11 protein-coding genes are annotated in these 13,131 nt (G+C 33.5%); 9 read left to right on the forward strand and 2 right to left on the reverse strand.

Annotated elements, in window-relative coordinates; genetic code table 11:
* The first annotated feature begins 141 nt into the window (after positions 1-141).
* Entirely contained in the window at positions 142-999 is an 858-nt protein-coding gene (locus NLJ00_RS01000; RefSeq protein WP_256635957.1) for a phospholipase D family protein, read from the forward strand.
* A gap of 64 nt (positions 1,000-1,063) precedes the next feature.
* Complete coding sequence (gene map / locus NLJ00_RS01005) at positions 1,064-1,828, forward strand: type I methionyl aminopeptidase (RefSeq protein ID WP_256635958.1); 765 nt, start codon at positions 1,064-1,066, stop codon at positions 1,826-1,828.
* 1,134 nt (positions 1,829-2,962) lie between these two features.
* Here the strand turns inward: map and NLJ00_RS01010 are convergent.
* Positions 2,963-3,544 carry a Crp/Fnr family transcriptional regulator gene (locus NLJ00_RS01010; protein ID WP_256635959.1) on the reverse strand — a complete coding sequence of 194 codons (582 nt, stop codon included), beginning with the start codon at positions 3,542-3,544 and terminating at the stop codon, positions 2,963-2,965.
* A 303-nt stretch (positions 3,545-3,847) separates the two neighbouring features.
* Between NLJ00_RS01010 and NLJ00_RS01015 the strand changes: the two genes are divergently transcribed.
* The 4 genes from NLJ00_RS01015 to NLJ00_RS01030 all read left to right on the forward strand — a co-directional run bounded on the left by NLJ00_RS01015 (position 3,848) and on the right by NLJ00_RS01030 (position 7,642).
* Positions 3,848-4,288, forward strand: coding sequence for a GlcG/HbpS family heme-binding protein (locus NLJ00_RS01015; RefSeq protein WP_256635960.1), 441 nt, complete (start codon positions 3,848-3,850; stop codon positions 4,286-4,288).
* Between the two features lie 203 nt (positions 4,289-4,491).
* Entirely contained in the window at positions 4,492-5,487 is a 996-nt protein-coding gene (mgrA, locus tag NLJ00_RS01020; RefSeq protein WP_256635961.1) for an L-glyceraldehyde 3-phosphate reductase, read from the forward strand.
* A 27-nt stretch (positions 5,488-5,514) separates the two neighbouring features.
* The gene (locus NLJ00_RS01025) at positions 5,515-6,978 is read left to right on the forward strand and encodes a glycoside hydrolase family 30 protein (RefSeq protein ID WP_256635962.1); all 1,464 of its coding nucleotides are present in this window, start codon (positions 5,515-5,517) and stop codon (positions 6,976-6,978) included.
* Positions 6,979-6,988: 10 nt separating this feature from the next.
* Positions 6,989-7,642: a delta endotoxin C-terminal domain-containing protein gene (locus tag NLJ00_RS01030; RefSeq protein WP_256635963.1), complete on the forward strand. Its 654-nt coding sequence runs from the start codon at positions 6,989-6,991 to the stop codon at positions 7,640-7,642.
* Between the two features lie 68 nt (positions 7,643-7,710).
* On the opposite strand, the gene NLJ00_RS01035 is transcribed toward NLJ00_RS01030, so the two are convergent.
* Positions 7,711-8,736 carry a hypothetical protein gene (locus NLJ00_RS01035; protein WP_256635964.1) on the reverse strand — a complete coding sequence of 342 codons (1,026 nt, stop codon included), beginning with the start codon at positions 8,734-8,736 and terminating at the stop codon, positions 7,711-7,713.
* A gap of 197 nt (positions 8,737-8,933) precedes the next feature.
* On the opposite strand from NLJ00_RS01035, the gene NLJ00_RS01040 reads away from it, so the two are divergent.
* Genes NLJ00_RS01040 through NLJ00_RS01050 form a run of 3 tightly spaced genes read left to right on the forward strand, consistent with a single transcriptional unit; the run spans position 8,934 to position 12,930 of the window.
* Complete coding sequence (locus NLJ00_RS01040; RefSeq protein ID WP_256635965.1) at positions 8,934-9,449, forward strand: RNA polymerase sigma factor; 516 nt, start codon at positions 8,934-8,936, stop codon at positions 9,447-9,449.
* Between the two features lie 49 nt (positions 9,450-9,498).
* A complete protein-coding gene (locus tag NLJ00_RS01045; protein ID WP_256635966.1) occupies positions 9,499-10,398 on the forward strand; it encodes a FecR family protein in 900 nt (299 codons plus the stop codon).
* Between the two features lie 27 nt (positions 10,399-10,425).
* Positions 10,426-12,930: a TonB-dependent receptor gene (locus NLJ00_RS01050; RefSeq protein ID WP_256635967.1), complete on the forward strand. Its 2,505-nt coding sequence runs from the start codon at positions 10,426-10,428 to the stop codon at positions 12,928-12,930.
* The last annotated feature ends 201 nt before the right edge of the window (positions 12,931-13,131 follow it).

The following is a 13,131-nucleotide window of genomic DNA, read 5'->3' on the forward strand; positions in this document are numbered from 1 at the left end:
AAAAGATATTATATAAATGAAACTCTTAAAGCTAATCTTTAGGGGTTTTTACTTGTAAATATTTTCTCAAATTAAATTATATTAGCGCTAACAAAAACAAATGAATGATTTAAAATTACCAAAAGCAAAATATAATTACAAATGACAAAATTCATTACAGGAAAAGAACTTGAGAAAGTTGTATATGACATCATTTGGGAAGCAAAAAACACAATTCTTATTGTTTCGCCTTACATAAAGCTGGATGATTATTTTAAGCGTTTGTTTGACAAACATACCAATAATCCTAAAGTTCACATTTTAATTGTATTTGGCAAGAATGAAGGAGAAGTAAGCCGAAGTTTAAGCAAAGATGATTACGATTACTTCAAAAAATTCTTAAATGTTACTATTGTTTATGTTCCAAAACTTCATGCGAAATATTATGGAAATGAAAAAAAAGGAGTAATTACATCTATTAATCTTTATGATTTTTCATTTAAAAATAATATAGAATTTGGTGTCTATACAGAACAAAATATTTTGGGTAGTTTTAATAAATCGGCAGATCAGGAAGCTTGGAATACTTGTTGGGAAATCGCACATAACAATGAAGCAGTTTTTGTAAAGCGTCCTCTTTATGAAAAAAAACTCCTAAGTGCATTTCTTGGAAAAAATTATATCAAATCTGACATTCTACATGATGTCACTGATAATTTCTACCATAATTTTCGCAATTACAAACAACGTACATTAATAAAAAAACTGGGAGACTTTCCTGATGAATTAGAGTTAGGCTCAGAAGTATCATTGCGACCAGAAAGAGATGAAGAAATTATTCGATTTGGTTTCTGTATCAGGACAGGAAATAAAATCCCATATAATCCAAATAGGCCTTTTAGTGATAAAGCATATAAAAGCTGGGTACAATTTGGTAATGTAAATTATCCTGAAAACTTTTGCCATAAAACAGGAAACCCTTCTAATGGAAAAACATCAATGAGAAACCCTATTCTCTAAAAAAGTGATATTGAACTAATACTTTAAATTTAAGTTTTATATTAGCAATTAGAAAAATACCACCATGTCAATAACAACAGAAGCAGAATTAATCGGAATGAAAAAGGCAAGCGAAGCTGTAGCTTACGCTTTAAGAGAAATGAGAAATTATGCCAAACCCGGAATTTCAACAAAAGAATTAGACGATTACGGCGGAAAAATCCTGAATGATCTCGGAGCAAAATCGGCTCCGTATGTAACGTATGGATTTCCCGGCTGGACTTGCATCAGCGTAAATAAAGAATTCTGCCACGGAATTCCTTCTGATAAAAGAATACTGAAAGAAGGCGACTTAATCAATATTGATGTTTCGGCAGAATTAAATGGTTTCTTTTCAGATAATGGAGGTTCGTTTGTTATTGGAGAAGATATAAACCGTCATCAAAAATTGATTGAAGCTTCAAAGGAAATTCTGCATAAAGCAATTTACAATATAAAAGGCGGCGTTCGTATTTCTGACATTGGTTTTATAATGGAAACTGAAGCTAAAAAAAGAGGTTACAAAGTCATCAAAAACTTAACTGGTCACGGGATTGGAAGAGGTCTGCACGAAGCACCGCACGAAATCGCCAATTACAGAGATAAATTTAACTTAACCAGATTTAAGAAAAACTCTGTTGTGGCAATTGAAACTTTTATTTCAACAACTTCTACAATTGCCGAAACTCTGCAAGATGGCTGGACAATGGTTGGAAACAAAGGTGGTTTTATGGCGCAGCACGAACATACAATTGTGGTTACTGATGGAAAACCGATTATTTTGACAGAAATGAATGAGATTTGGAATTAAAAATTCTGAAACTTGTTATAACATTTTGATATCCTGTTTCATTCCGTTAGGAACGTTTCATTGGTAGAAAAAAAATACCGATTGACCGCATTTTACGTTCCGTAGGAACGTTTGATATATTAGATTATTAAAAACAATGTCAAAATCAAACGTTCCTACGGAACGTAAACGATGATAACAATATAATTTTTTCTACCGACGAGATGTTCCTACGGAACAGAGAAAACTTGTTACTTTTTGATATCCTGTTTCATTCCGTTAGGAATGTTTCATCGGTAGAAAAAAATAACGATTGACCGCATTTACGTTCCGTAGGAACATTTCATATATTAGGTTATTAAAAAACGATGTCAAAATCAAACGTTCCTATGGAACGTAAACGGTGATAACAATATAATTTTTCTACCAACGAGATGTTCCTATGGAACAGAGAAAACTTGTTACTTTTTGATATTCAGTTATCATTCCGTTAGGAATGTTTCATCGGTAGAAAAAAATAACGATTCACCGCATTTACGTTTCATAGGAACGTTTGATATATTAGATTATTAAAAACGATGTCAAAATCAAACGTTCCTACGGAACGTAAACGATGATAATAATATAATTTTCTACCAACGAAATGTTCCTACGGAACAGAGAAAACTTGTACTTTTTGATATTCAATTATCATTCCGTTAGGAATGTTTCATCGGTAGAAAAAAAATAACGATTGACCGCATTTTACGTTCCGTAGGAACGTTTGATATATTAGATTATTAAAAACAATGTCAAAATCAAACGTTCCTAGGAAACGTAAACGGTGATAACAATATAATTTTTCTACCGACGAGATGTTCCTACGGAACAGAGAAAACTTGTTACTTTTTGATATTCAGTTATCATTCCGTTAGGAATGTTTCATTGGTAGAAAAAAAATAACGATTGACCGCATTTACGTTCCGTAGGAACGTTTCATAGGCCAGATTATAAAAAACGATGTCAAAATCAAACGTTCCTACGGAACGTAAACGATGATAACAATATAATTTTTCTACCAACGAGATGTTCCTACGGAACAAAGAAATATATAAACTTAAAAAGGGTTGCTTCAATTTTGAGACAGCCCTTTTTTATTGTTTTTCAAATCTAAATTCACCCATTCTTCAAATGCTTCGCTCGTAATCTGCTTAAAAATTCAGGCGTAATTCCTAAATAAGAAGCAATATACTGCTGAGAAACCCTTTGCGAAATTGTTGGATAACGCGTAACAAACTCAATATACTGATCCATTGCCGTTGAAGAAACGGTTTTAAACAATCTCTTTTGCAATTTCGATAAATGCCTTTGAATCATCAATCGGAACATTCTTTCTAACTGCGGAACTTCGTTAATCAAATTCTCTTTAGACTGACGGGTTAAAACCAATAATTCGCAATCTTCAAGCGTTTCAATATACATATCACTCGGAATCTGGTCTTCAAAACTGGTAATATCACTTACCCACCAATCTTCGGTTGCAAACTGCAACGTCAGTTCAATTCCTGCATCATCAATAAAATATTCGCGAATACAGCCTTTATTAATATAAGCTTCAAAATTGCATACTTCGCCAGCCTGTAACAAGATTGTTTTTTTGGGAATCAGTCTCAATTCCAGACTGTTTTCAAAAATTTTAATCTCTTCTTCAGAAAGGCGGACAGATCTTGAAAGATATTCTCGTATTTTTTGAAACATTGTTTTACTGATTTACAAGATGTAAATATAAGATGATTTATTTAACTCATTGAATCTATTAATTTAAACACATAGGGACATAGCTTTTAGGAATCTAAAAAAGGCGTTTCACTTGCATCAACAAACATAGGCTATGTGTAAATGATGTGTCATTTATTTTAACCTTTTTCAACTTGAATATAAAACTATGTTTCTATGTGTTTAATAAAAATTTTATTTATTATAATTTCTTGATCTAGTTTAAGAAATTAGGAAACAAAATATTTCATCTTTGAAATCCCTAACATTTTATAAATCAAAATAATGAATGATCAAATTCTACACTTAAGAATTGCTTTAGCTTTATTGGCTATTGAAGATCTGATCCCCAGTTACATGGACGTTCAGGAAGACAAAGTAATTTCAAACGGAAATGTAGCCGTATGTATTATTGACGAAGAAGGAACCGTTTATGGCCGTATGTACGGAAATGATAAAGCCAGAAAAAGACAATCGTATAAAATTGCGTGGACAAAAGCGAGTCAGGTTTGGCTTACCGGAGTAAAAACGGGAGATTATGAAAAATTGGTTTTTAATAATATTGTCGATGAAAACGCTAACGGAATTGAAGCACCAGATCTTATTGGCTGGCAGGGCGGACAACCTTTAACCTTATCTGACGGAACAAAACTTTCTGTTGGTTTTAGCGGTTTTAGAGGCACTAGCGATTTAGAAATTGTAATAAAAGCATTTAAAAAAATATAACAAGCAATTCGTTTAACTGTAACATTTTTTTTAAACACATAGAAACATAGCTTTATATTATTTAAATGAAAAGATTAAAATAAATGACAAATCATTTACACAGCCTATGTTTGTTAATGCTAGTGAAACGCCTTTCGACAATAACAAAGTCTATATTTCTATGTGTTTAAAAACTACACTAAACAAGTAATTAAAATAAAAATATGAGTTACATACCTGATTCAAACCGATATCAAAAAATGGAATACCGCCGCAGCGGTAAAAGCGGATTAATGCTTCCTGCCCTTTCTCTTGGGTTATGGCACAACTTTGGCGCGATTGACAATATCGAAAACGCCCGTAAAATATTACACACTGCATTTGATAATGGTATAAGTCACTTTGATTTGGCCAATAATTATGGTCCGCCGGCGGGATCTGCAGAGCAGACTTTTGGTCAATTATTTAAAGAAGATTTCAAACCTTTCCGTGATGAACTTGTGATTTCTACCAAAGCTGGATGGCCTATGTGGGATGGCCCTTACGGCGATTGGGGATCAAAAAAACATTTAGTTGCGAGTTTAGATCAGAGTCTTTCCCGCCTCGGATTAGATTATGTTGATATTTTTTATCATCACAGGCCAGATCCAAATACACCATTAGAAGAAACTATGGCAGCACTTGACTTAATTGTACGTCAGGGAAAAGCACTTTATGTGGGTATTTCGAGCTATAGCCCTGAAGAAACTCAAAATGCTATTAAAATTTTGAAAGAATTAGGAACACCATGCTTAATTCATCAGCCTAAATATTCTATGCTGGAACGTACTATTGAAAAAGGTTTACTGGATGTTTTGGAAACTAACGGAGTTGGTGGAATCGCTTTTTCTCCTTTGGCACAAGGACTTCTTACGAATAAATATTTAAACGGAATTCCGGAAAATTCAAGAGCAAACGCACATCGCGGAAACGGAGCTATTGAAGAAGATGCAATAACGCCGGAAAATATTGCAAAAGTTCGTCTGTTAAATGAAATGGCGATAGAACGCGGTCAAAGTCTGGCACAAATGGCATTGTCGTGGGTTTTAAAAGATAACAGAATTAGTTCAGTTATCATTGGCGCAAGCAAACCAGAACAGGTTTTAGATTCTGTTGGATGTCTTAAAAACACTGCTTTTTCTGCTGATGAGCTTCAAAAAATTGATAACATTCTGGCATAAAACGATACTAACTATTTAACCATAATTATGAAAACATACCAAATAAATGCATGCCTGACCATCATGTTATCCGGTTTTCTGGCGGCAAGTTTATCAGCGCAGAAAAAGCAGACTAAAGCAGCCGATTATAAAAGTGTAACGGTTTTTGTAACGGCAAAAAACACCGAAAATAAATTAACAAAAACCGAAACTTTATCGTTTTTTGATAAACCGCAGCCAACAGAAAAAGAAACTTCTGTTTTTGTTGATCCGTCTAAAACCTATCAAACTTTGTTAGGAATTGGCGGTGCACTTACTGACGCTTCCGCAGAAGTTTTTTATGCGCTTCCAAAAGATAAGCAAGAAGAAATCCTGACGGCTTATTACGATAAGGACAAAGGAATTGGTTATACTTTGGCACGTACGAATATGCAAAGCTGTGATTTCTCCAGTGATATTTACAGTTATATTGCGGAAGGCGACAAAGATTTAAAAACTTTCGATATCAGTCACGACAGAAAATACAGAATTCCGTTGATTAAAGAAGCTATTGCAAAAGCCGGAGGAAAATTAACGTTATACGCTTCGCCTTGGAGTCCGCCGGCGTGGATGAAAACCAACAATAATGTTTTGCAGGGCGGAACTTTAAAACCAGAATATCACCAAAGCTGGGCAAACTTTTTTGTAAAATTCATTAAGGAATACGAAAAAGAAGGAATTCCTATTTGGGGTTATACCGTTCAAAACGAGCCAATGGCGGTTCAAAAATGGGAATCGTGCATTTTTACTGCGGAGGAAGAACGTGATTTTATAAAAAACTTTCTTGGCCCAACAATGCAAAAAGCAGGTTTATCTAAAAAGAAACTGATTATGTGGGATCACAATCGTGATTTAATGTATCAGCGTGTAAGTACCGTTTTAGAGGATAAAGATGCTGCAAAATATGTTTGGGGAGTTGGATATCACTGGTACGAAGACTGGATGAAAAACGGAATGAACTTTGAAGGCGAACGCCGTGTTGCAGAAGCTTTTCCGGACAAACCGCTTATTCTTACGGAAGGCTGCGCGGCAGATTTTGACCAAAAATTATTAACGGAATGGAGTTACGGTGAAAAATACGGAATGTCGATGATTAACGATTTCAATATTGGAACGGTTGCCTGGACAGACTGGAATATTTTACTGGATGAAAGAGGCGGACCCAATCACGTTCAAAACTTTTGCATGTCTCCTATTCACGCTGACTTAAAAACCGGAAAACTGATTTATACGAACGGATATTATTATTTAGGACATTTTTCTAAATTCATTAAACCGGGCGCAAAACGTGTAGCTTGTAATTCGAGCAGTAATAAATTGTTGTCTACAGCTTTCGTGAATCAGGATAATAATCTTGAAGTTGTGGTAATGAACCAAACTGATAATGACGTAGAATATTTTCTATGGATAAAAGGAAAAGCTTCTAAAATTACGAGTCTTGCGCATTCAATCGCAACTTTAGAAATACGCTAAAAATCATATTATGAAAAAGGTATTATTATTTCTGAATGTTTTCGTTTTGGTAAATTGTTTTTCAACGTTTGCTCAATCATCGGCTGAAAAGCCAAAACCTTTTAAAACGCAGCAAATTCCCGGAAAAATAGAATGCGAATTTTATGATCTAGGAGGCGAAGGCGTTGCGTATCACGATACGGATGAGGTGAATAATGGAAGCGGAAAACTGAATCCGGTAAACGGAAATCCTTTAAACGAGTTCCGGCTAAAAGAAGGTGTTGATATTTCGTATACCAAAACAGACAGTATTGACGATACGCCTTATACCAAAGTTCCAATTAAGATGAAACAGCTTTATGTAGGCTGGACGCAGCCAACGGAATGGATAAATTATACGGTTGAAGTTAAAAAATCCGGCACTTATAAAATTGGTGTTCTTTATACGGCAAACGGCGATGGAACAATTTCTATTGCTGTAAACGGAAAAGATGCTACCGGAAATATGAAAATTATTTCAACGCACGATGATAAAGATCCTGTTGCCTGGAGACAATGGCATCACTGGAACAGTTCTGAAAATATTGGTACAATTAAATTAGAAAAAGGAAAGCAATTGCTCACTTTACATATCGTCGAAAACGGTAATATGAATTTAGATTATTTGACCTTTACGCCCAATTAATAATGATTTATGATTAGTTAACTCGATTTGACCGCATGATTCAAACCAAATTGTGCGGTCATTTTTTTTTACAGCTTTTCAAAATAAAGATAATTGGTACTGCTGCTTACATCGCGTAAACGAATCTGTGAATTATTAAACTCAAACAATTTCCAGTTATTATTCAATTTACTTAATAAGGCTGAACTAAAAGTCAGTTTTAATTCCCTAACATTATTTTGTACGCTGCTCTCCCATTGACCTGTTTCTGAAGTTCCGCCTTTTGTAGCCACTACAGAGTTATCACTTTTAAACACAAATGAATAACCGCTGTAAGAGGAAGTTTTTTCAGAATCATCAAAATAATACGGAATATCCCAGGAACCTTTTGTAATTACTTCATTCAAATCAAGGGTTACAATATTGTTTTCAGGACAATAATCAATCGCATATTTTATAGCATTTTCGAAATCCAGATTATTGTTAATAGTTTTCGTTTGACCATGATAATCAACTATCGAAATTGGATATTTTAAAGAAATATACTGACTGGCATTCAAATTTTTAATAAAATTAAAAAAGGTCTGATCGCTTATAATCGATTGGGAACTTCCTATTTGATTAGCGCTGTTATAAATATTTATTGTTATAGGATAATTGATATTCAGTCCGTTAATTTTAGATAAAAGATCAGGATATTGATTCCAGTAATCAATTAAAGAATCAAAATCAGCTTCATTTGGAATCAGTTTTTGGATGTAATTATAATAAACCATCGTTACCGGAAAATCTATTTTCACAATATCGTCATCATAATTATTTGCATTGATATTGTCTATTACTTTTTGATAATCGGCAGTAGTATTAACGGCAATTTGAGTATTATTTACAGTAACCGTATAAGGTAGTTTTATAGTACAATAAGTAGAACCGTCAATTACATTATCCTGCACGGTTGGCACCATAGCAACCCTTTGCAGATAAGAAGTAAGCGGAGAAGCATTTGTAATTGTTCCTTGTCCACTATCACCTTGATCGTCAGGCGATTCATTTTGACAAGATAACAAAAACAGGAAAACTGCTGCTAGTGATAAATATTTTTTAAAAGGGAACATATTTATATTTTTACAAAGGTAATAAAATTTAAGAAACTGCTTTTTAATAAATTCTCGATCAAGGAGTTTGAATTGTTTTTTCATTTTTAATTATCATACGAAATTTCATTTCATACTACTATAAAACAATCTGCATTGCTTTTACCCTACTTAAAGTAAAAACAAATACTTTTGCATCATACCAATCACAAATATAAATGCCAACTAAGAACCAATCAGATACTTGCGATGAAATAATTTTTTCGTCTTTTTTCAAAAGTCATGTAAAAGCACTTCGAAATTTTCTTTTTTACAAATTTGGCAATGTCAATCAGGCTGAAGATGTGGCGCAGGAAGCATTTGTAAAACTTTGGCAAAATTGTGCATCTGTACCGCTGGAAAAAGCAAAATCTTACGTATATACAATTGCCAACAACAGCAGTCTCAACGAAATTGCACACCAAAAAGTGGTTTTGAAATACGAAAAAAACTTCACGGGTTTAGACAAAACAAATGAAAATCCCGAATATATTCTGGAAGAAAAACAATTTCAGGCCAAACTTTTAAAAGCCATAGAAAATTTAAACGAAAAGCAGCGTGAAGCTTTTTTAATGCATAGAATTGACGGAAAAAAATACAGCGAAATTGCCTTAGAATTAAATATCAGCGTAAAGGCAGTAGAAAAGCGCATTCATCTCGCTTTATTAAGCTTACGTAAAGAAATTGATTTATAAAAGTAGGGTAAATTTAGTTTTAATTGTTTTAATAATATAGTACAGTACAATGAAAAAAGATCGCTTATTAGCAAAATGGCTCAACGATGATTTATCTCCGGATGAATTGGCTGAATTTGAAGCAAGTCCCGATTTTGAAAAATACCGAAAAATAAAAGATTATACAGCTCATTTAGAGGTAGGTGATTTGGACGAAAATGCGATGCTGTCGAACATTTTGAGTCAGAAAAAAGCGGCTCCAAAAGTAGTTCCGCTATACAAAAAGTGGGCGTTTAGAGCGGCGGCTATATTTGTTCTGGCACTTGGAATTACGTTTGCGATGAAGGTTTTAGTACCGCAGACAGAAATAGCAGATTTTGGAAAAAAGACCACTTTTTCATTACCTGATAATTCTGAAGTGGTATTAAACTCTGGTTCTGAAATAAATTATAAAAAATGGAACTGGGACAACAACAGACACTTGGAACTAAAAGGAGAAGCTTATTTCAGGGTTGCCAAAGGCCGAAAATTTGAAGTAGAAACCAGTCTTGGAAAAGTAACCGTTTTAGGAACTCAGTTTAACGTAAAAGCCAGAAAAAATAGGTTTGATGTAGTGTGTTTTGAAGGACGTGTAAAAGTAAATTATGAACATACTCAAATTTTATTAACGCACGGACAAAGCGTTAGTTTTGAAAACGGAAAACAAATTAAGACGGTTGTAAGTTTAACGCAGCCAGAATGGATAGGCAATGAAATCGCTTTTTATAAAGAAAATATCAGAAGCATTCTTGACGAAGTTGAAAGACAATATGACATTACAATTGAATTAAATACAAAAGATACAACATCATTATTTACAGGGAAATTACCTGCTAACGATTTAAACACAGCCTTGCAGATTATTAGTACAACTTATCATTTAGAGGCCAAGCAAGTCTCAAAAAATAAAATAATTTTTGACGGAAAATAAATGTTGCTCCCCAAACAATTTCATTTTTTGTTTCTTCTGTTTTTCCTTGTCCTGAATGCTTTTGCTCAGGACAAAGGAAAACTTATGCCTTTTAAAAAAATCATACTTGAAATTGAGCAGCAGCATCAGGTCAGTTTTAATTATACCGAAAATAATATTGCGGGGCTGGAATTAGTTCCGCCAAAAAAATCACTTTCTTTAGTCGAAAAACTGGAATATCTGGCTCAAAAAACCCATTTATCTTTTGAAAACATCGACAACAAATTCATTAATATTTATAAAAAAGAAAATCAGGAACCGCTAATTTGCGGTTATGTTTTTTCTAATACGGATAAAAAACCAATTGAAAACGCCAATATTAGTCTGTCTAACAAAACTCAGGTTGCAACAAATGCAAACGGTTATTTTGAGTTTACAAAAGAAAACAAAAATACATTCGTAATCAGTCACGTAGGATTTGTAACGAAAAAAATTACTGCAACAAATACGGATTCTAAAGATTGTCTCCAACTATTTTTAGAACCTGAAATTATGCAGCTTCAGGAAATTAAGGCAAATGCTATTCTGGCTTCGGGGATTTCAAAAAACAAAGACGGATCTTTTGAAATTAAACCCAAAAAATTTGGTATTCTTCCCGGACTTATCGAGCCCGATGCTTTGCAGACCATGCAGCAAATTCCGGGTGTAAACAGTATTGACGAAAGTGTTTCAAGCATTAACGTTCGCGGCGGCACACACGACCAGAATTTGTTTTTGTGGAATGGTATACGAATGTTTCAAACGGGACATTTTTTTGGTTTAATATCGGCCTTCAATCCTAATCTGGCCCATACTATTTCTATTTATAAAAACGGAAGTTCTGCTTTTTACGGAGAAAGTGTATCGAGCGTTGTAGCGATTTCTTCTACTCCAGAAATGGCTGAAAAAAACTCGTTTAGCGCAGGATTAAATATGATCAATGCTGATGTTTACGGGAAATACAATATTTCGCCAAAGGGTTATATTGAGATCTCGGCACGTAAATCAATTACTGATTTTGTTGAAACGCCTACTTACAAAGAGTATTTCAATAAAGTATTTCAAAACACTACTATAACTGATTTTTCAGATAAACAAAATGTCGATTATCACAGCGACAAAAAATTTGGTTTTTATGATGCGACGCTAAAATATGCTCAAAAAATAGGACTTAAAGACCAAATTGTTTTAGACTTAATTACCATAAAAGATAATCTGGAAGTTTTTCAAAGTGCAAAAGTTTACGACATAAACAGTTCTGAAAACAATATTTTACGTCAGCAAAATTATGGAGGAAATTTGTCGTGGAAACGAAACTGGAACAGCTTTAATACCACTAAAATTAATATTTACAATTCTGCTTACGAGCTTCGCGCGAATCAATCTACCAGCGAAGGTCAAATTGTAATTCAGGAAAATACGGTGAACAATAACGGAATTAATTTAGAAAATAATCATATCCTTAATTCTAAATTTACCATAAACGATGGGTATCAGTTTAATGAAATTGGTGTTACTAATTTAGAGCAGGTTACAAATCCGGATTTCTATCGTAAAGTAAAAGACGTTTTAAGAACCCACGCTTTAATTGCAGAAGTAAAATACAACGATACCATTTCGAGAATCTATTTTAAGGCCGGAAGCCGAATTAATTATATCGAAAAGTTTAAAAAATATATTATAGAACCGCGTGCGCAGTTTAGTTACGGCATTAGCAAAAGTTTAAATGCAGAATTGCTGGGCGAACTAAAAAGTCAAAATTCTCAACAGATTATTGATTTACAAAAGGATTATTTCGGAATTGAAAAAAGACGCTGGATTATCTCTAACAACTCCACAATTCCTATTCAAAAAAGCAGACAGATTTCTCTAAATTTATCTTATATAAAAAATGACTGGCTTTTTGATATCGAAAATTTTTATAAAAAAGTAATAGGAATTACAACTTCAAGCCAAGGTTTCCAAAACCAGCTAGAGTTTGTTAAAACTACGGGCGATTATGAGGTTTGGGGAACCGAAATGCTGATTCAAAAAAAAATGAACCACTTTTTGACTTGGTTAAGTTATACTTATAATCATAATAATTATCATTTTTCTAATTACGAATACCCAATTTTCCCTAACAATTTTGAGGTAATGCACACAGCATCGTGGGCAGGTATTTATGAAAAAAACAATTTTAAAATTGCTCTGGGCACAAAATGGACGTCGGGCAGACCTAAAACTTCTCCTGATAATACACAAATCGATCCTTCAAATCCTACTTTAATTTATCGTAAGCCAAACAGTGATAATCTGCATATATTTTCGCAGGTAAACTTTTCTTCAACCTATAAATGGGAAACAGCTAACGGCATTCAATACAAATTAGGGATCTCTATTTTAAATATTTTAAACAGAAGAAACGAAATCAGCGAATATTACAGAGTAAGTTCGTTGACAAATTCTATCGAAGAAGTCGAGACTTTTTCACTGCAAAGAACTCCAAACGTGAGCTTTAGGGTTTCCTACTAATTTTCTTCAAGTCGGGATTTAAAAAATCCTACATTAATTTTTCATTTTTTTTTACAAAAACTTCAATTCTTTGGTAGGGTAATCTACATCAAGGCTGTTTTACTATTGAACCCTATCAAAAAAATAAAAATGACCGCCTTACAAAACTTCAAAAAATACCACGAAGGCTATTTTATTTATGACTCTTCGTAGCATAAACTA

The sequence above is a fragment of the Flavobacterium panici genome (genome assembly GCF_024499525.1).
In the GTDB taxonomy this organism is placed as follows: domain Bacteria; phylum Bacteroidota; class Bacteroidia; order Flavobacteriales; family Flavobacteriaceae; genus Flavobacterium; species Flavobacterium panici.